Annotated in this window: 16 protein-coding genes; 3 read left to right on the plus strand and 13 right to left on the minus strand. The window is 41.5% G+C overall.

Annotated features, from left to right (window positions below; genetic code table 11):
• Window positions 1-35: 35 nt before the first annotated feature.
• The 12 genes from QL229_RS08090 to QL229_RS08145 all read right to left on the minus strand — a co-directional run bounded on the left by QL229_RS08090 (window position 36) and on the right by QL229_RS08145 (window position 12,720).
• A complete protein-coding gene (locus QL229_RS08090; RefSeq protein WP_281546745.1) occupies window positions 36-2,798 on the minus strand; it encodes an ExeM/NucH family extracellular endonuclease in 2,763 nt (920 codons plus the stop codon).
• A 125-nt stretch (window positions 2,799-2,923) separates the two neighbouring features.
• Window positions 2,924-3,940 carry a porphobilinogen synthase gene (gene hemB / locus QL229_RS08095; protein WP_235383731.1) on the minus strand — a complete coding sequence of 339 codons (1,017 nt, stop codon included), beginning with the start codon at window positions 3,938-3,940 and terminating at the stop codon, window positions 2,924-2,926.
• A 13-nt stretch (window positions 3,941-3,953) separates the two neighbouring features.
• On the minus strand, window positions 3,954-5,810 hold the full coding sequence (locus tag QL229_RS08100) for a diguanylate cyclase (RefSeq protein WP_281546746.1): 1,857 nt from the start codon (window positions 5,808-5,810) through the stop codon (window positions 3,954-3,956).
• Between the two features lies 1 nt (window position 5,811).
• Window positions 5,812-6,594, minus strand: a complete 783-nt coding sequence (locus QL229_RS08105; protein WP_281546747.1) for a TatD family hydrolase — start codon at window positions 6,592-6,594, stop codon at window positions 5,812-5,814.
• Window positions 6,594-7,166, minus strand: coding sequence for a hypothetical protein (locus QL229_RS08110; protein ID WP_281546748.1), 573 nt, complete (start codon window positions 7,164-7,166; stop codon window positions 6,594-6,596). Before QL229_RS08110 ends, QL229_RS08105 begins: the two co-directional genes overlap by 1 nt.
• Before the next feature lies 1 nt (window position 7,167).
• The gene (gene tatC, locus QL229_RS08115; RefSeq protein WP_135922974.1) at window positions 7,168-7,908 is read right to left on the minus strand and encodes a twin-arginine translocase subunit TatC; all 741 of its coding nucleotides are present in this window, start codon (window positions 7,906-7,908) and stop codon (window positions 7,168-7,170) included.
• Window positions 7,909-7,958: 50 nt separating this feature from the next.
• Window positions 7,959-8,291 carry a Sec-independent protein translocase protein TatB gene (gene tatB / locus QL229_RS08120; protein WP_135922973.1) on the minus strand — a complete coding sequence of 111 codons (333 nt, stop codon included), beginning with the start codon at window positions 8,289-8,291 and terminating at the stop codon, window positions 7,959-7,961.
• Between the two features lie 5 nt (window positions 8,292-8,296).
• Window positions 8,297-8,536, minus strand: coding sequence for a twin-arginine translocase TatA/TatE family subunit (gene tatA, locus QL229_RS08125; protein ID WP_135922972.1), 240 nt, complete (start codon window positions 8,534-8,536; stop codon window positions 8,297-8,299).
• A 77-nt stretch (window positions 8,537-8,613) separates the two neighbouring features.
• Complete coding sequence (gene ubiB, locus QL229_RS08130) at window positions 8,614-10,215, minus strand: ubiquinone biosynthesis regulatory protein kinase UbiB (RefSeq protein WP_281546749.1); 1,602 nt, start codon at window positions 10,213-10,215, stop codon at window positions 8,614-8,616.
• Between the two features lie 17 nt (window positions 10,216-10,232).
• On the minus strand, window positions 10,233-10,838 hold the full coding sequence (locus tag QL229_RS08135) for an SCP2 sterol-binding domain-containing protein (protein ID WP_135922970.1): 606 nt from the start codon (window positions 10,836-10,838) through the stop codon (window positions 10,233-10,235).
• An 18-nt stretch (window positions 10,839-10,856) separates the two neighbouring features.
• Window positions 10,857-11,612 carry a bifunctional demethylmenaquinone methyltransferase/2-methoxy-6-polyprenyl-1,4-benzoquinol methylase UbiE gene (ubiE, locus tag QL229_RS08140; RefSeq protein WP_135922969.1) on the minus strand — a complete coding sequence of 252 codons (756 nt, stop codon included), beginning with the start codon at window positions 11,610-11,612 and terminating at the stop codon, window positions 10,857-10,859.
• Window positions 11,613-11,733: 121 nt separating this feature from the next.
• Window positions 11,734-12,720 (minus strand): GGDEF domain-containing protein, encoded by a 987-nt coding sequence (locus QL229_RS08145; protein ID WP_135926202.1) that lies wholly within the window; start codon window positions 12,718-12,720, stop codon window positions 11,734-11,736.
• 359 nt (window positions 12,721-13,079) lie between these two features.
• Here QL229_RS08145 and QL229_RS08150 point away from each other — a divergent pair, with 359 nt between their 5' ends.
• Complete coding sequence (locus QL229_RS08150) at window positions 13,080-14,858, plus strand: DUF885 domain-containing protein (protein WP_281546750.1); 1,779 nt, start codon at window positions 13,080-13,082, stop codon at window positions 14,856-14,858.
• 110 nt (window positions 14,859-14,968) lie between these two features.
• Entirely contained in the window at window positions 14,969-16,450 is a 1,482-nt protein-coding gene (locus QL229_RS08155) for an FMN-binding glutamate synthase family protein (RefSeq protein WP_281546751.1), read from the plus strand.
• A 34-nt stretch (window positions 16,451-16,484) separates the two neighbouring features.
• Here the strand turns inward: QL229_RS08155 and mtnK are convergent, their stop codons facing one another.
• Window positions 16,485-17,702 carry an S-methyl-5-thioribose kinase gene (mtnK, locus tag QL229_RS08160; RefSeq protein WP_135922963.1) on the minus strand — a complete coding sequence of 406 codons (1,218 nt, stop codon included), beginning with the start codon at window positions 17,700-17,702 and terminating at the stop codon, window positions 16,485-16,487.
• Window positions 17,703-17,847: 145 nt separating this feature from the next.
• Here mtnK and mtnA point away from each other — a divergent pair, with 145 nt between their 5' ends.
• Window positions 17,848-18,873: an S-methyl-5-thioribose-1-phosphate isomerase gene (gene mtnA, locus QL229_RS08165; protein ID WP_281546752.1), complete on the plus strand. Its 1,026-nt coding sequence runs from the start codon at window positions 17,848-17,850 to the stop codon at window positions 18,871-18,873.
• The last annotated feature ends 4 nt before the right edge of the window (window positions 18,874-18,877 follow it).

Genomic DNA, 18,877 nt, shown 5'->3' on the forward strand with positions numbered 1-18,877 from the left:
GCAAAAGCGGCCTTTTTAGTTATTGATTTTGCAGTCTATTTTTTCATACGACGGCGTAATACAAATGGTAAAGAAAGTAAGCTTAACCAAGCAAATGAACCTGAATCATTATCTTTCGGCTGTTCTTCAACTTCGTCAGGAGTATCATCTGCTTCATCGTTAGTGATATTGATGTTAAGTTGCTGCTCTTGTGACAAGTTACCCGCACTATCTTCAGCACGAACCATGAGTGTTAATGTATCTTGTTGTTCGTAATCAAGTACTTTAGCTACAGTGATTTCACCTGTTGCGCTGATTGCGATTGCATCAGCATGCTCACCAGTAATATTAAAGCTTACAACAGGTGTGTAATCAGCATCACCATCAGAGAATACAAGTTGTCCAATAACAGTACCTACCTCGCTATTTTCAACAATATTAAACGTTTGGTTTGCCTCGATTACTGGCGCCTGCTCTGCAGGAATAGGCTCTGCAGATTTAATATCAACAATCACAGGATCATGGTCTGATGCACGGTATGCGTTATCAGCATAAAGACCAGCTTGCTGTGTTGAAGACTTAAATTCAAGGTTATAGTCTAGGCTGATTGGTTCGTCCGCATTAATGTGCCAATCTGTCGCCGCAACGACTTTGCCAAGTAATGACTCAGATACTAGTGCGTGGTCAAGGCTACCAATTCTGCCAGAGAAGCTATAAGAGTAACCTAAGGTGTCGCCGTCTAATTCAGCAACTGCACTCTTAAGGCCTTTATCTGCAAATGCACGGATTGGATCTTCCATTGCATAAGCGTTCATATCACCTACTAAGATGATGTCTTCATCTTCAATGTCAGTTGGGTAAGTCGCTAACCAATCGGCATACGCATTGGCACCTGCAACACGGATTTCATTCCAACATGCTTGGCCATCACCTAAGTCAGCATTGTTGCCCTCAGCGCTGCCACAGCCACCTTTAGATTTTAAGTGTGCAACTGCAACCGTGAAGATTTCTTCGCTTTCAAGCGATTGGAAGCTTTGTGCAATTGGCGGGCGATTGCTGTAATCGAAAGGTGCTACTGTGGTATGAGCAGCCTTACCAACTTCAGTTACTTTATTTGAGCGATAAATCAGTGCTGTTGTGATTGCATCAGTACCAATTTGATCAACTTCAAAGTCCACAAAAGCGTAACTATTTTCTGTATCTTCATCATTGAGTGCTGCAACGAGGGTGGCGATAGCACTGTTTTCACCGAAACCATCGTTTTCGATTTCCATTAAACCGATTACATCCGCCTGAATAGCAGTGATTGCGCTAACGATTTTCGCTTGCTGACGAATAAACTCTTCTTCGCTGTCTGCTCCACGGCTTGTTGGGAAGCCACCGCCTTGACCGTCGCCATTAAAGTAGTTTAATACGTTAAAGCTAGCTACTCGTAAATCAGCACCTTCTGCAAGCTCTGGTGCATCTGTACGCGGGTTTGATGCAATAAACTCAGGTTGTACTGTCGGGTGAATACGGTAACGGTCGAAGCTGTAGCCCATCACACCGGTAATAGTATTAACAGTGTCACCTAAACGTAATGTGTTATAGGCATCAAGACCAGTGCCAGGATAGGCAATTGGGTCAAGATTTTGTTTTGTTGAACCATCATCAAGTAAGATTTGTTTTTTCAGGTTTTCAGTTTCAACAGCATTGGCTGCATCGCCTGGCAGCGCAACTTGAGTACCTTGGTATAAACGTTCAGTACCTAAGTCAACTTCACCATAGCGACCAAGACCGTAGTTGTTATTAACCACGAGAGGTTGCGCTATGGTAACTAACATACCTTCGTAAGCTTCAAGGTCTGCAACGTTGGCAACTGGCAGAGTGATAGCGGTTGCATCGGTAGATAAACCTGTCGCACAGATCTCTACTTGGCTAACATCGCCTAGCTGTGTTGCGCTGAAGTATTCAGCCACGCTACCTTTAACACGTACGTGGTCACCAACAGCAACGTCGGTATCTGCGAAATAAACGAATACACCTTCAGAGGTAAGTGGGTTTGTATCAACATCAGCAGCCAGTGAGCTAATGAAGAAACCTTTTAGTTGCTCATCACCTTGGAAGTCAGCTGTAACAACACCTTCAACTTCGACCTCAGTGTTAATTAGTGGGCTATCACCCCCTTCACCTTGAATTGCGCTAATTAGCGTTTTTGTTGCGCCACACTCAAGTGGTGTTACTGGATCGGGTTCAGGTGTTGGCTCTGTGCTATTACCGTATAAACCAATATTGCTGAAATCGTCTTGGTCGAATTGTTGCCACTCATCGCTTGGATTGAATGCTGATGTTGCATCAGTACGACCCGTGGTCACGCTTGCTTTACGGCGTAGAGTTTTATTTTGTGTAGAAACGCCGCCTTCATTCCATGCTGAACCTGGATCAACACCTAGTTGGCCAAAGCTATCAACAATTGCGCCGTCTTTAGTAAGAACTAATGCATCATCACCGTTGAAATAAGTGATTGTTGATTCGGTATTGCCTTTTGCTTTTAATTCATCTGCAGAGCTTGGGTTTACAATAACGTAAGTCGCATTTGCGGCAAGTGTACCAGTTAAATCTAAGGTGTTATTAGGAGCACTAAGATCGCCATTACCATTTGAGTATAAAGAAATGGTGTAACCATCAAGCGATAGTTCTGCACCTGAGGTGTTGTATAGTTCTACCGCTTTATTGTTAGAACTTCCTTCAACGTATTCAGAGATGATTAGGTTAGCTGAAGCCGGCGCGCTCAGGCTTGCAATTACAAGCGCGAGCGGCGTCAATTTAGTCTTTATCATTATTTTTCCCGTGTATGTAAGTTAATAGTCCCAAAATGGGACACATACTTTAAGGAAAATCTATGACAAATTAAATACAAATTGTTAATAAAACGGTAATAGTTGTACCGTTTTATATATCTAACTTAGCGTTGGTTGTTTTTCAACCATTGGGCTGCTTGTTTAGCAAAGTAAGTAAGAATGCCATCGGCGCCAGCACGTTTAAATGCTAATAACGACTCCATGATTATTGCTTCTTCTGCAAGCCAGCCGTTATCAATAGCCGCTTTATGCATGGCATATTCACCGCTCACTTGATAAGCAAATGTTGGTACGCCAAACTCGTCTTTCACACGACGTACAACATCTAAATATGGCATGCCAGGTTTAACCATAACCATATCTGCACCCTCTTGTAGATCTAACGCTACTTCACGCAAGGCTTCATCTGAATTTGCTGGATCCATTTGATAGGTTTTTTTGTCGGCACCTTTTAAATTACCTGCTGAGCCTACCGCATCACGGAATGGTCCATAATAGCTTGAAGCGTATTTAGCAGAGTAAGCCATAATGCGAGTATGGATATGGCCTTCGGCTTCTAATGCTTCACGAATTGCACCGATGCGACCATCCATCATGTCTGAAGGTGCAACTACATCAGCGCCTGCTTCAGCATGTGACAATGCTTGCTTAACTAAAATTTCAGTTGTTACATCATTAATCACATAACCATTTTCATCAATGATGCCATCCTGACCATGCACGGTGAAAGGGTCAAGCGCAACATCAGTGATCACACCAAGTTCAGGAAATGCTTCTTTTAATGCACGTACTGTTCGCTGCGCTAATGCATCTGGGTTATAGGCTTCTTCAGCCAGCAACGATTTTTTATCGCTCGGTGTTACTGGGAAAATCGCCACTGCTGGCACACCTAATTCAACGAGTTCTTTTGCTTCTTCAAGTAGTAAATCAATAGAAAGACGGTCAATGCCTGGCATAGACTCAATGGCTTCGCGGCGGTTTTTACCTTCTAACACAAATACAGGAAAAATAAGGTCATTAACGGTTAGTTGGTTTTCAGCCATTAGGCGACGAGAGAAGTCATCACGACGCATGCGGCGCATACGTGTATAAGGGAAAAGGTCGAGTCCTGATTGGGCCATTCGTTGTGTACTCCTAGTCTGGTAGAGGATAACTCACTACCCGATTACGCCCTGTTTGCTTGGCATGATATAAGGCTTTATCGGCATAGTCAGTAAATAAACTTGGATGATTGATGTCATCAGCTATTGCACTGTAAACACCTGCGCTTAAAGTAAATTTGAGCGTTGTTCCGGCCACTATTATATCAGCATTCTCAGCCGAATTGCGTATTTGTTCAGCAATTTCTATGGCTCCATCGAGTGGAGTATTGGGTAAAAGTACTACAAATTCTTCACCGCCATAACGAGCAACTTCATCAAGTGGCCGTTTTAAATGTGCTTTGATGATATTGGCAGCTGCTTGAATTGTTTGATCACCGGTTAAATGGCCATAAGTATCATTAATTGCTTTAAAATGATCGATATCGAACATAATAATGGCCAATGGCGTTTGTTCTCGGCGAGAGCGACGAACATCCATTAGTAGTTTCTTATCAAAGTAACGGCGGTTTTTGGTTTTGGTCAGCGCATCTTCCATATTGAGCTGTTCAAGTTCGCGGTTTTTCTCCTCAAGCTCGCGCAGAGTGACTTGTAGCTCGAAAGTACGTTCTTCAATATTGGCTTCTAGGTTTTGTCGCGCTTGTTCTTGAAGCTCTAAGCGTTCTTGCATCAGGATATCTTGTGCTTTACTTTGCGCCAAAGCTGTCTGTTGTGCGGCTACTTCTGCATCTCGTTGCATTATAAAAAGCTTTATAACAGCATAGCTCAAACTCAAGCTGCAAATTAAAAAGAAAATGAAGATCAGAGATTGCTCATTGATATATAAATTGAATGGATTAAATACAGCAAATGCACTGTAAATAATGGCAGAACAAAATGCTAATAGCCCAATAATAAAGGCAATACATGGCTGTTTATAGTCGCGATTAAACTGCTTAATTGCTATCGCTGTGAAGGCAAATAGCAGAATAGGTAAGCTTAATAAGCATAGCGAAATTGCAACATAAACAGGTAAAAGCCATAACACGAAAGTGGTGGCAACAACACTCCATGCAAACCAATTTTGCACGCGGCTTAAGCGAGTCTTTTCTGCTCTAAAAATGTAACGTTGTAAGGGGACAAACAGTGCACAGCAAATAAAAAACAAGCTTGGAATTGTTAATTGCTGAAATGATGCCCCACTAGGTTGCAGGTAACGATAGCCAAAGCCATAAAGGTAGGCGAGTGATAGCCATAACAACATCAGCAAAAAGCCAGTATAGGCAAAATAGCTGCGCCTTGAAAAACCATAAAGCACTAAATTAGTGATTGCTAAAGAGAGAATAAAACCCACCAGTAAACCATAAAGTAAATTGAATTTACTCTTATGTTTTAGGTACTCAGAGGGTTCCCACAGACTTAAAGGCACTCTTAGGCCGCCGTTATTTTTAACTCTTAAATAAACAACTGAATGACTTGCTTTAGGAAGCGTCAAAGACACGAGGAGTGATTCATTCTTAATTTGTCGATTTTCTAAAGGAAGTGCATCACCAATTCGCGTGCTGAATTTGACATGATCACCTTGCAGGTGAAATACACTCACTTCGTCTAGTAACGGGTTATCAATAGATAAAATCAGCGGCAAGTCATGTAACGATGTATTTTCAATTCGCAGCTTTAGCCACAAAGGACTTAAGTTCATACCTAGGTTGAGCGTTTTGCCATGGTTAGTTTGCCAAGACACGTTATGATTCGTTAATGCTTGTTGCTTTGTTATGGGATCAAGCGTGTACTCAACATTTAGCGAATGAAGAGACTTAAAGTGTGGGCCAACGGTAATCGAGTTAGCCAGCAAGTAGGGAGTAAAAAAAACAACGAAGAGTAAGCCACATAGTGACCATAGGCGCTTCATCTTAACCCTTAGTGGTAAATAATTGCTGAAAGTTTAGTGTAGTGTGTTTTGCGACATCAGTAAATTCACAGCCTTTTAAATCAGCAATTTGCTGACATATATAAGGAAGGTTCTGAGGCTCATTGCGGCGCGACTTAGGCTTTGGTCTGATATTTCGAGGTATTAAAAAAGGGGAGTCTGTTTCTATCAGTAATCGCTCGAGAGGAATAGCAGGAATGAGTGCCTGTAATTGCTCGCCTCTTCGTTCATCACAGACCCAACCCGTAACACCAATATAAAGCCCCAACGCTAGGTAATTCTGTAATGCAGTTTCATCACCTGTAAAGCAGTGTAGTACGCCTCGGACCTTATGTTCGTTCAAGATTGCAAGCATATCTTCACTGGCATCTCGCTCATGCAGGTATACGGGCATATCTAGCTGCTCAGCCAGTTGAAGTTGTCGCCTAAATACAGTGCGTTGAATATCTCGAGGAGAGAAATCACGATTATAATCAAGGCCGCACTCACCTATAGCCACAACTTCATTATGTTGACTAAGGGAAATTAACTGCTCTTCCAGCCGATCATCTGCGGTTTTTGCATCGTGGGGGTGAACTCCTGCTGTGCTAAGCTGCGAAAATTGCTTAGCAAGGCTCAGAGAAGCTTGGCTGCTTTGTAAATCGCAGCCAATCAATAGCATTTGTGTTACACCGGCATCGCTTGCACGTTGTAACACTTCTTGGTGACGGTCATCAAACTGATGATTGCTAAGGTTGACACCTGCATCAACCAGTTGAATGTTCATTAATCTGTTCGTTTAACGCGAATCGAGCGGTTTTGACCTTCAATCCTTAATAAGAATGAATTGAAGACACCACGCTCAATAATTACAGTTTCATTAACTTTCAGTTTTATTTTATCAGAGCCAATTTGACGCCATTGTTGACCATTTTCAAGTTCGATGATTAGCTCGCCATAAGGCGCTGTTTTTACGCTTTTAACGATGGCGTTAATTTGATCATCGTTTACTTTTGCAACTTCTTTATGCTCTAAACCAAAGTCTTCATTTTTTGTTTTTACAATTTGCTCGCTTTGTTTAGTTGCAACTGTTGCTGCGGCCTCAGTAGTCGCAGTGGTAGCTGCACTAGCTGCACTAGCTGCACTAGCTGCAGAGCTCATTTTAGGCTGCTCAATTTGTTGCTTTTTTACCGGCTTAGATAGCGACTTACCTGCCATTACATTGTCGTAACAAAGTAAACGGTTAAAGTCGTTTTCAACAAAAGTACAGGCTTGTAATGCCTGCAAGTTAACCTCGTTTGCTTGGGCAGTGCCAGCAATTGTTAGAAGAGCGACGAAAGGGATGAGTTGTTTTTTCATTTTATTCCTCTGATTCCTGTTGAGGTTTGGCGGTATAAAATGCAGCCAAAATTATGCCTAATTCAAATAGTAACAGCATAGGTAATGCTAGTAATGTTTGTGACAATACATCGGGTGGTGTTAAGAACATAGCAATCACAAATACACCTACCACGATATAAGGCCGTTTTTCTTTTAAACTTTTCGTTGTTGTTGCGCCACTCCAGCATAACAGCATGATGGCAACAGGTATTTCAAACGCAATACCAAAAGCAAAAAACAGTTTTAAAGCAAAACTTAAATAGCTACTAATATCAGGCGCTAATGTAATCATATCAGGGCCAGTACTAGTGAAAAACCCTAAAATAATCGGTAACACCACAAAGTAGCAAAATGCGATACCACTATAAAATAGCAAGATGCTAGAGGCCAAAATAGGCATGAGCATACGCTTTTCATGTTGATACAAGCCTGGTGCTATAAAACTCCAAACTTGATGCAGTATCATAGGAATAGCAGCAAATAACGCCACAAATAAAGTAAGTTTAAACGGTGCAATAAAGGGAGATGTAACATCCGTTGCGATCATGGTGGCAGTGCTAGGCAAATTTGCAATAAGTGGTGCTGCAATAAAATCATAAATATCGTTGGCAAAGTACACCAAGCTAATAAATATAATCAAAATGCTTAACAAAGCTTTCATGAGTCGATTTCGTAACTCAATTAAGTGGCCAACAAAGCCTGTGTGAGCTTGCTCGGTCATAGTTTACTATTCATCATCGTTGTTATTGACCACAAAAACAGAGTTTAAATTCACTTTTTTTCGTCATTATTATTAGTTTCTGCTTTTTCAGGCGTGTCTTTTTTGTAACTGTGGGTGACTGACTGAGCAGCCTTTTGAAGTTCGTTTACAGAGTCTTGCAGCTCTGGTGACAGTTCTTGCAAGTTTTGTTGCTCTGCTTTTTTTAAATTTTCGTGAAGCTCATGGATACGGAGTTCTTCGTTCACTTCAGCTTTCACTGAGTTGGCGACTGACTTTAACGTTTTTATCCAGCGGCTTACTGTACGAATTGCCACAGGCAAACGCTCAGGGCCTAATACAATTAGACCCACGATCAGTACGACAACAAGTTCCCACATCCCCATGTTGATTAAGCCTTATGGTCGTCTTTGCTTTTCTCTACGGTTTCTTTGCTTTGCGTGTTAGAAGCTTGTTCTATTTTCTCGCTTTTAGCGTTAGCTTGGTCATCATCAGACACCGCTTTTTTAAAGCCCTTTACTGCGCTACCTAAATCACCGCCGATGCCACGAAGTTTTTTTGTGCCAAATAGCAACACGATGATTGCCAAAATAATGATTAATTGCCAAATACTGATACCACCAAAACCCATGGGTTACTCCGTTTTTATCAAATTTATTGAATAGACTTGTTTCGATTATACTCACCAAAACATAAATAGCACTTAGTTTATGCGCTACGCCATGCTGCAATAAAGCCTGCTACAGCAAGGCCTGCCGTAATTGCACTGGCGACTAGGTCATGCTGTAAATAACATAAGCCTGAAACAATCAAACAGCTACCAGCAAAGATACTTAGTAACAAAGGCTTAGCTGATTGCGGTGCTGGCAATTGTACAGGTTGTTGTTGACGTTTTAAGTTTTGATAAATTAAATCTGGTAATTCGGGCATTTTTTCTGCCCAAAATGGCAAATTCGCATACATTTTTTTCATTACAGCAAGCGGACCAACTTGTTCTTTGACCCAATCTTCTAGAAAAGGTTTAGCGGTTTTCCATAAATCAAGCTGCGGATACAGTTGTCTGCCAAGGCCTTCAACATACAACAGCGTCTTTTGTAGTAACACTAATTGTGGTTGAACCTGCATATTAAAGCGACGAGCCGTATTAAACAGGTTGACTAACACATGACCAAAAGAAATTTCTGCCAGTGGTTTATTGAAAATTGGCTCACATACGGTACGAATCGCAAATTCAAACTCTTCAATGCTGGTATCGGCGGGTACCCAGCCAGAATCAACGTGCAGTTGCGCTACTTGGCGGTAATCACGATTGAAAAAGGCAATAAAGTTTTCTGCTAAATAACGCTTATCTTCGCGATTAAGGGTGCCTACAATACCGCAATCAATGCCGATGTATTTTGGGTTGTGTGGGTTTTCACGAGACACGAAGATATTACCCGGGTGCATATCTGCATGGAAAAAACTGTCACGGAAAACTTGCGTGAAAAACACTTCGACACCGCGTTCAGCCAGCAGCTGCATATTGGTATTTTGTGCAAGCAGTGCGTCGGTATCTGACACTGGAATACCGTAAATACGCTCCATAACTAATACGTTATTACGGCTAAAATCGCTGTAAACAAAAGGAATGTAGAGTGATTCAGAATCTTCAAAGTTACGGCGTAGCTGAATCGCATTAGCCCCCTCGCGCATTAAGTCGAGCTCATCCAGCAAGGTTTTTTTGTATTCGTTTACAACCTCGATAGGGCGCAAACGTTTTGCTTCTTTTAATAATTTAGCAACTAAGCGTGCGACTTTTTGCATTAGCATTAAGTCGGCATCAATTTGCTCTTTAATATTTGGGCGAATGACCTTAATGACAACATCTTGAGGTGCGCCATGCTCATCAATTAAGGTTGCTGTGTGAACTTGAGCAATCGAAGCTGAAGCCAGAGGTGTTTGCGAAAAGTCACTAAACAACTCACTGATATCATTAATACCCAGTGCTTTTTCGATAAGTTGCTGAGCAAGCTCACCTTCAAATGGTTCAACCTGATCTTGAAGTAATGCAAGCTCTAACGCGACATCATGAGGGAGTAAATCACGGCGTGTCGATAGCATTTGCCCAAACTTGATCCACACCGGGCCAAGTTCTTGCAAAGCAAGTCGAAGGCGCATACCAGCAGGTTTATCTTTATGCTGGTTACGTAACCAAAATAAGCTGCCACGGGCGAGCTTTGCAAACCAAGGTACTCTTTTTCGCGGAATTAATTCGTCTAAGCCATAGCTCAGTAGCGTTTTTGTGATGTAATAAAGACGAGCAGACGACACACAAGTTCCTTAGCGCATTAGCGTGACTGTAACAGCGCGTTAATTCGCATCTCTAATTGAGATACTTGGCTTTTTAATTGGCGATTTTGCTGTTTGAATTCAGCAAGTTCTAGTGGGTGAATCGTCACCGCTAGCTCATCTTGGCAAAGCGCTGTTAAGGTATTTTCTAGCTTACTTTTTGTTTGTAGCCCACGGCGTTTTAAGGCTTGTAAAGAGAGCCATAGTTGCTGCGCTGGGGCATCGCCAATATAACGAGAAAAGTGTTCAGGCCAGTCAATATTAAGCTCTGCAAACGCATTGCTAAAGCCTTGCGCAAGATTTAAATCGCCTTGTAAATCGAGTTTATCTTGGCGAATTAGTTGGGTAAGCATTGATGGATCTTTAAGGGCCAACAAGGTGTTGATATCGGCGCTGATCATGCAGTCAAAACTGCGCTCTTGCGTACTGTATAAGTGAATTTGCTCGTCGCTGTAAACGCACAAAATTGACTGTTGCCAATCGCGTATTTCAATTAAAAGTTGCTTGTCAGCAATGCTGGCAAGCTTGTTTTTAACAGCGGGATCTAATTGCAACACATGATTAATAATGCGTTCTACAAGTGACAACAGAGCGTTAGCTAACATCACATTACCTGCTTAGGTTTAATATTTAAAACCACGGTGTAAAGCAACAATACCACCCGTTAGATTTTGATAAGTGGTTTGTTCAAAGCCGGCATCTTCCATCATAGCCTTTAACGTTTCTTGATCTGGGTGCATACGGATTGATTCAGCAAGATACTGATAAGACTCGCTGTCATTCGCTACCAGTTCACCCATTTTAGGTAAGATATTGAATGAGTAAAAGTCATACGCTTTGCTCAGCACTTCATGCTCAGGCTTAGAAAACTCAAGCACTAGCAAGCGACCACCAGGCTTAAGGATGCGGTACATTGAACGTAATGCTTTATCTTTATCGGTGACATTACGTAGCCCAAATGCAATCGTGATTAAGTCAAAGCTGTTATCTGGAAATGGCAATGCTTCTGCATTCATTTGCACGTATTCAATATTGCCTACGCGGCCTAAGTTGCGAAGTTTTTCGCGACCAACTTTGAGCATTGAAGAGTTAATATCGCCTAAGATAACTTGACCGGTTTCGCCAACTAACTGACTAAATTTAGCGGTTAAATCGCCAGTACCGCCTGCAAGGTCTAATACGTAGTGGCCTTTACGAACACCTGAACTTGCAATAGTTTGGCGTTTCCATAAACGATGAATACCGAATGACATTAAGTCATTCATAACGTCATATTTTGCTGCGACTGAGTGAAATACATCAGCAACCATCGATGCTTTGTCGTTTTCAGCAACGGTTTTATAGCCAAAATGCGTGGTCTTTTCTTGATTCTCGTTCATGATTAATCTCTATCGTGGCAATAAAGACTAGTGTACTTGATTGTAGCTATGGGGTGCAATTTGATTATAACTAAATCATCAGATTAGCGTTGTATTTAATGACTTAGAACAGGATTAGATGTTATTGACCTGCAATATAGCTACTCTGACCCAATGATTTTGCTTTTGCTGCTGCTAATGAGGCTTTTCGTGCTAGGTAATTAAAATCATTACCTTCTTCGTGCTTTGCTATACCCAAAGCGAGCGTGATAGCAGGTAATTTGGTGCCATTTTTTGAACTAACAAAACGCAGCTTTTCAACACCATTACGTACTTTTTCAGCGATTAAATTTGCTGTTTCAGGCTCAATGTCAGCAAGAAGGATAGTAAATTCGTCTTTGCCAGTACGACCCGGTAAACCGCTCTCTAATACATACTTTTGAACTTGTTTGGCAACTTTACTCAAAATCACTTCACCAATCACATCACCATAGTTGCTTATAAAGTGATCAAGGTTTTCAATTTGAATTGATATGGCACACACCGCCTTGTTTTGCCCAATCCATAATTGCGTTTGCTGGTTTAAGTAATGGCGTTTATATAATCCGGTTTGTGGATCAGTGATGTGTTGTTTACGAAGTTGAGTGAGCTGTTTTTGGGTTTTTTCTTGGAGTGATTTAGCTTTTGCGATTTCTTGTTTAAATTGTCGGTGCTGATTTAGTAATACTTCAGACTGCTTGCTAAGCATTTTCAGTGCGTGGCGAGTTTGCTCTAGGTTGTTTTCATCTATGGCATGCACGCAATCAGTAACTTGATCAGCAAAGCGGATCATGTTTTGCTCGTTTGTATTCGCATTACGAGATAATGAGTTTATAACGGAGTCGACATTACGAACAATTGCTGTATTCATTTTATAGCCTTGTTCCATAAAATCGAAATACAGTTGTTCTACGTAAACGCTGTCGATCGTTTTCTTTTGAGCAATAGCACGGTCTATTGCGGTATTGAGTTTTTGGTTAGCTTGGCTGACATAGGTGTAAACGACGTGGTAGTTAAGTGGTGACGGCGGTAATGAATGATGTTCTAAAAAGATACATACCTTCGTCATTTTTTCTTGAGCAATAGCCATGGAATCATGGAACATCATTTTTCAATACCACTAAATACGCATATCAACTAATTAATCATCTTGTCCCTAAAGTGCATTTGCTTCCAAGCATAAATACTGAGTCTACAGTAATCTGTAATCAGTCTATTTAAAAGCAAAATTGCCAAATTTGGAACTTAAATTTGTTTTGTTTGGGTCTATTAGCTGATTTTCTCTACAACTTTGCCATGTATAAGCATAAATTGTTTAAAGCTTGTTCATTCGTTGCGTTTGTTGGGCGTTTATTTGAGCGTAATTAATCTGAGCTTGGTCGCATTTGCTTGGGTTTTAATCTGAGCTGAGCTAATTTAGCTGCACAGATCAAAACGAATAAGAAAGTTATGAAACACTCATTATCGCAAACTGTAAATCGATCGCTAATTGCTGTTGCGTTAGCTTGCACTTTAAGTGCCTGTCAGGTTACCAAAATTGACGCTGATCAGCAGTTTAATCAAGTTGCAGAAGAAATTGTTAACTATCGTCAAAGTATTAGCCCTTATGGAAAGGAAAATGGCGTTGACGGTTATTTACTGGAAAACTTGTCGGCTGAATTTTTAGAGAAAAAGTACAAAAAGAATACTCAATTACTTGCCGAGCTAGACGCTATCGACCGTGATAAATTATCGGAAGAAAATCGCATTAACCTGACTATTTTGCGTGGCCAAGTGCAAAATAGTGTCGATGAATATGTGTTTAATGCGCACTATATGCCGCTGACTTCTGAGTACGGTTTTCACTCTAGCTTATCATTTATGATTTCCAGCTCAGATTACACAAAAGCAAAAGATTACCAGCTATATCTTGCAAAATTGCAGCAAATTCCCCGCTATTTCTCACAAAATATCGGTTGGATGCGCAAAGGGCTTGAGGTGGGGCTAACTCAACCTAAGGCTGTGTTAGAAGGCTATCAAGACTCAATCACGGCTTATATTGTTGATGATGCTACTAAGTCTGAATTCTACAAACCATTTTTAAATAACACTGCGGGCCTGAGCGATAGCGAATTTGCAGCTCTACAAAAGCAAGCGCAAACCATTATCAAAGAGCAGGTTATTCCAGCTTATCAAGGTTACTTAACCTTCTTTAATAATGAATATCAACCGGGTGCACGTACAGAAATTGGTATTTCAAGTACGCCAAACGGTAAAGCGTTTTACGAAAATCGCGCAAGGTACTACACCACCACAGATATGACGCCAAAAGAAATTCATGAGTTGGGTTTACAAGAAGTCGCGCGTATTCGTGCAGAAATGGAAAAAATTATTGAGCAAGTAGGCTTTGAAGGCTCGTTTGCTGATTTTGTCCACTTTTTACGTACTGATCCGCAATTTTACGCAAAAACACCTGAAGAGCTACTAAAAGAAGCGTCTTACATTGCCAAGAAAATGGATGCGCAGTTACCTAAGTTGTTCCACACCTTGCCGAGAATGCCGTATGGTGTTGCACCGGTGCCAGCGAGCATAGCTCCAAAATATACAACCGGCCGTTACTCAGGGTCTCGTCGTGATGACCAAGCGGGTTACTACTGGGTTAATACCTATGCGTTAGATAAGCGCCCGTTGTATGTACTTGAAGCATTAACTTTGCACGAAGCTGTACCAGGGCATCATTTACAAATTTCACTTAATGCTGAGCTTGAGTCATTGCCAAGCTACCGTCGTAATGCATATTTGTCGGCATTTGGTGAAGGTTGGGGCCTATATTCGGAGTTTTTAGGTATCGAAGCGGGCTTTTATCAAGACCCATACAGTGATTTTGGTCGTTTGACTTATGAAATGTGGCGTGCAGCACGTTTAGTGGTTGATACAGGTATGCATATGTATGGCTGGAGCCGCGAACGCGCAATGCAGTTTATGAGCGAAAACACCGCGCTTTCATTGCATAACGTGAAGACCGAAACTGACCGTTATATTTCATGGCCTGCACAAGCATTGTCATACAAAATTGGTGAGCTAACCATTAAACGTTTACGCCACGAAGCTGAGCAAGCACTTGGTCAAGATTTCGATATTCGTGAATTTCACCATCAAATATTACGACATGGCTCAGTGCCAATGTCAGTGCTCGAAGAGCAAATTCAACTTTACATTAAAGCTGAATTAGCCAAACGAGCAGCATAGCAGTATAAAAGACGAAAAGGCGTGATTTACATCACGCCTTTTTTGTTTATTGCACGTAATATAAACACCTTATATGCTTTGAAAGATGTCATTTCACAAAGGGGCCTTGGATGAGTGATTTTATAATTTTTAGTATCGATGTATTTGCCAGTTTATTTATTTTTGCACTAGGGATCGGATTACTGGTGATTGTGTGCTTTTACATTAGTGATGTGACGCAATCTAAGCAGGCGATTCGCCGTAATTACCCGGTGATAGGACGTTTTCGCTATTTCTTTGAACGCCAAGGTGAATTCTTTCGTCAGTACTTCTTTGCTATGGATAGGGAAGAGTTACCATTTAACCGCGCAGAGCGAAGCTGGGTTTATCGCGCAGCAAAAAATGTTGATCGCACTACTGCGTTTGGTTCAACACAAAGCCTAGAAGCCACAGGGACTGTGATGTTTATGAACTGCGCCTTCCCAAAACTGGATGAAGAGGCGTTAGAGCCAAGTTATGTCACCTTAGGTCCATACTGTGAGAAGCCCTATTCTACCAATGCATTATTCAATATTTCGGGCATGAGTTTTGGCGCTTTATCAAAACCCGCTGTGCGTGCTTTATCACGAGGTGCAAAATTAGCCGGTTGTTGGATGAATACGGGGGAAGGTGGACTGAGTCCTTATCATCTCGAAGGGGGAGCTGATATTGTATTTCAGATAGGTACGGCAAAATATGGTGTGCGTGATGAGCAAGGAAAGCTAAGTTTAGAAAAGCTAAAAGCAATTGCCGAGCATGAACAAGTTAAGATGTTCGAAATTAAAATGAGCCAAGGCGCAAAACCGGGCAAAGGCGGTATGTTGCCTGGGCGTAAAGTGACCGCTGAAATCGCCAAAATTCGGGGGATCCCTGAAGGGCATGACTCGATTAGCCCTAATGGCCATCCAGAAATAAAAGAACCAGCCCACTTACTCGATATGATTTCGACAGTTCGAGAAACAACAGGTAAACCAACAGGTTTTAAAGCAGTTATTGGTGAATACACTTGGCTTGAAACCTTGTTCAGTGAAATTAATAATCGAGGTATTGAATCAGCGCCTGATTTTATCACGATTGATAGTGCCGACGGTGGAACGGGCGCAGCGCCTCAGCCGTTAATGGACTCTGTCGGTTTACCGCTGCGTGAAAGCTTACCTCTTGTTGTGGACCTTTTGAAAAAACATGGTCTAAGAGAGCGTGTAAAGGTTATTGCATCGGGTAAGTTAATTGTGCCATCAAAAGTTGCTTGGGCATTAGCGCTGGGTGCTGACTTTATTGTTTCGGCTCGTGGTCACATGTTCTCGCTTGGCTGTATTCAAGCTCTACAATGTAATAAAGATACTTGCCCTACAGGTATTACAACCCACAATGAGCGCTTACAACGAGGTTTAGATGTCACAGACAAGGCTCAGCGTGTTGCTAACTATAATAAATATATTCATTACGGGGCAGGTTTGATTGCCCATTCATGTGGTGTATCCAGTGCCAGAGAATTGGCTCGTCATCATGTGCGCGTAGTGCAAGAAAATGGCTTGTCTGAGCCGCTCGATAAAATGTACGAGCATTATAAGTAAAGTATTTAGAAAGGCGCATTTAGCGCCTTTATTTTTAGTTTAGCAAGCTAACCAGTAAAGAGAAAAACTCATCTTTATTATTGCAGCTTGTCGCGTTAAGCATTAATTGCTCACCGAGTACCAGCGTTTGTTGTTGCACAGCAAGGCGAGCATTTACATCGTCAATGCCATCGATATCGGCAACATGGGCTAAACCTATGGTGCGGCGAATAAGCTCAGCGCCACAGTAACCAATCGCATCGTGTAATACTTGTTGTAAATAATCTTCAGTAAAAGCGCGGTTTGCAAAGCTAATATCTGTTGCTTCGTTACTTGCTAGGGTTAGCCAATGTTGTTCAAATTGGCTGTAACAATCCTGCAAGCAAGTTAGAAGGTGGGTTTGATATTGACGGCGTGCTGCCTGATTTGTAATACGGCCATTTTGCGCGCAGTAATTAAGTAATAAATTACCCATAAAAGAGCCGATATCGAAACCAACAGGGCCAAAAAATCCGAACTCTGGGTCGATCATTTTGGTGGTGTTTGTATCGACAAAAATACTGCCGCTATGCATATCACCGTGTAATAAAGTTTGCGGACAAGATAAGAATTTAGCTTTTAATTTGGCTGCGGCTAGTTTTAAAGCGTCATTATTGCGAATGCTTTCGACGTGCTCATTAAGCTCAGCAGGGAAATTATTGCGCTCATGCTCAATGTAAGGGTCAGTAAAGAATAAATCTTCAGTGATCTTACATAAATCAGGGTTGATAAACTGACTTACTTTGGCTTTTTTATCTTCAGCAGATAAATAGAAGTCTGAGTTATAAAAACCAGTACGACTCAAATACAGTGCGACATGACTTGCCAGTAGCGGAAATTGCTCTGCGTTGATTTGCGCGCCTCGTAAAATCTGCAAATGCCCTAAATCTTCCAGCACTGTTAAGGCAAGTTCTGCATTATGGTGCAAAATAGCGACAGTATGTTCTGGGCATAAGGCACCGTGATTAATGAGCACATCAGCTTCTATGCGTGCGCGATCAAGTGATAATGGCCATGATTCGCCTACGCAACGAGCATAGGGAAGGGCTTGTTTTAAAATAACACTATTATTGTGTTGATCCGTTACACGAAAAACCAGATTTAAGTTTCCGTCTCCAAACTCGTATGCAGTCAGTATTGCATCAGCAGGGAAAACTGAAATCAGTTCACTTTTAACAAGTTCTTTAATGTAATCAACAGCATGCTCTGAAGTGAAGGCGGTGTAATCAGCCATGGCTCTATCTCATAAAACAATAAACTTTAAGCATTCTATACTTGTAACCATTTAGATGTCCATACATCTAGCTTGTTAGTTGTCAAAACTGATGTAAAATAACTATTCACTTAAATTAGTTTTTCATTAGTAATTCGGATTCAGTATGCAAGATCTCATCGCGAGTAGTATTAAATATCAGCAAGGTACATTAACCGTACTTGACCAGTATTTGTTGCCACATCAACAGCATTGGCATGTGTGCAATGATGTTGAAACGATGAAAGATTTAATTTTGACACTGAAAATTCGTGGTGCACCGTTAATAGGTTTAGGCGCTAGTTTACTCGTTGCACATTTAGCAGAGCAGGGCATGAGCCAAGCCTCACTCGCTATCGCCATAGATGAGCTAGAAGCAACCCGTCCAACAGCTGTTAATCTAATGCACTGTATGGCCAAGTTACGTACAGCACTGACAGAGACTGATTATGTTGCTGCTGTTGTCGCGACTGCTGAACAGTTATTTAAAGAAGATATTGCACTTTGCGATAGTATGGCTGAACGTGGGGCGGCTTTGGTGGCCAAAGGCGACAATATTTTAACTCATTGCAATACTGGCGCATTAGCAACAGCAGGTGTGGGTACTGCATTAGGAGTGATTTATAAAGCGCAGCAACGCTATGGTGATATTCATGTTTGGGTTGATGAGACTAGACCATTACTGCAAGGTGGCCGTTTAACTGCCTTTGAACTTGAGCGTTGGCAAATTCCTTATACTTTGATTTGCGATAACATGGCAGCTAGCTTAATGGCGGCAGGTAAGGTTGATAAGATTTTTGTAGGCGCTGATCGCATTGCTGCAAACGGTGATTTTGCTAACAAAGTGGGCACTTATAATCTTGCTGTATTAGCGCATTTTCATAACATTCCATTTTATGTTGTTGCGCCATTGACTACGCTTGATACGCAAACGACATGTGGTAATGACATTGAAATTGAGCAGCGCAGTGTAAATGAAGTGCGCGGTGTTAGTGGTAGTTTTGGTGAAGCAATGTGGGCACCGACTAATGCACAGGTTTATAACCCCGCGTTTGATGTAACACCTGCTAACTTAGTAACAGGTTGGGTGCTCGATACCGGGGTTTATAACCAAGCAGATATCGAGCAAGGTATTTTAAAGCAGTTAAAATAGCGGA

The sequence above is a fragment of the Pseudoalteromonas sp. PAR1 genome, from assembly GCF_947311895.1.
GTDB classification, from domain to species: domain Bacteria; phylum Pseudomonadota; class Gammaproteobacteria; order Enterobacterales; family Alteromonadaceae; genus Pseudoalteromonas; species Pseudoalteromonas lipolytica_C.

What these genes read in the sequence shown, in the direction of transcription:
- QL229_RS08110 (WP_281546748.1), bottom strand. Translation starts at nt 7,166, where the DNA reads ATGAAAAAACAACTCATCCCTTTCGTCGCTCTTCTAACAATTGCTGGC.
- hemB (WP_235383731.1), bottom strand. Translation starts at nt 3,940, where the DNA reads ATGGCCCAATCAGGACTCGACCTTTTCCCTTATACACGTATGCGCCGC.
- QL229_RS08100 (WP_281546746.1), bottom strand. Translation starts at nt 5,810, where the DNA reads ATGAAGCGCCTATGGTCACTATGTGGCTTACTCTTCGTTGTTTTTTTT.
- QL229_RS08145 (WP_135926202.1), bottom strand. Translation starts at nt 12,720, where the DNA reads ATGGCTATTGCTCAAGAAAAAATGACGAAGGTATGTATCTTTTTAGAA.
- QL229_RS08155 (WP_281546751.1), top strand. Translation starts at nt 14,969, where the DNA reads ATGAGTGATTTTATAATTTTTAGTATCGATGTATTTGCCAGTTTATTT.
- QL229_RS08135 (WP_135922970.1), bottom strand. Translation starts at nt 10,838, where the DNA reads ATGTTAGCTAACGCTCTGTTGTCACTTGTAGAACGCATTATTAATCAT.
- mtnA (WP_281546752.1), top strand. Translation starts at nt 17,848, where the DNA reads ATGCAAGATCTCATCGCGAGTAGTATTAAATATCAGCAAGGTACATTA.
- mtnK (WP_135922963.1), bottom strand. Translation starts at nt 17,702, where the DNA reads ATGGCTGATTACACCGCCTTCACTTCAGAGCATGCTGTTGATTACATT.
- QL229_RS08150 (WP_281546750.1), top strand. Translation starts at nt 13,080, where the DNA reads ATGAAACACTCATTATCGCAAACTGTAAATCGATCGCTAATTGCTGTT.
- tatB (WP_135922973.1), bottom strand. Translation starts at nt 8,291, where the DNA reads ATGGGGATGTGGGAACTTGTTGTCGTACTGATCGTGGGTCTAATTGTA.
- ubiE (WP_135922969.1), bottom strand. Translation starts at nt 11,612, where the DNA reads ATGAACGAGAATCAAGAAAAGACCACGCATTTTGGCTATAAAACCGTT.
- QL229_RS08105 (WP_281546747.1), bottom strand. Translation starts at nt 6,594, where the DNA reads ATGAACATTCAACTGGTTGATGCAGGTGTCAACCTTAGCAATCATCAG.
- tatA (WP_135922972.1), bottom strand. Translation starts at nt 8,536, where the DNA reads ATGGGTTTTGGTGGTATCAGTATTTGGCAATTAATCATTATTTTGGCA.
- tatC (WP_135922974.1), bottom strand. Translation starts at nt 7,908, where the DNA reads ATGACCGAGCAAGCTCACACAGGCTTTGTTGGCCACTTAATTGAGTTA.
- QL229_RS08090 (WP_281546745.1), bottom strand. Translation starts at nt 2,798, where the DNA reads ATGATAAAGACTAAATTGACGCCGCTCGCGCTTGTAATTGCAAGCCTG.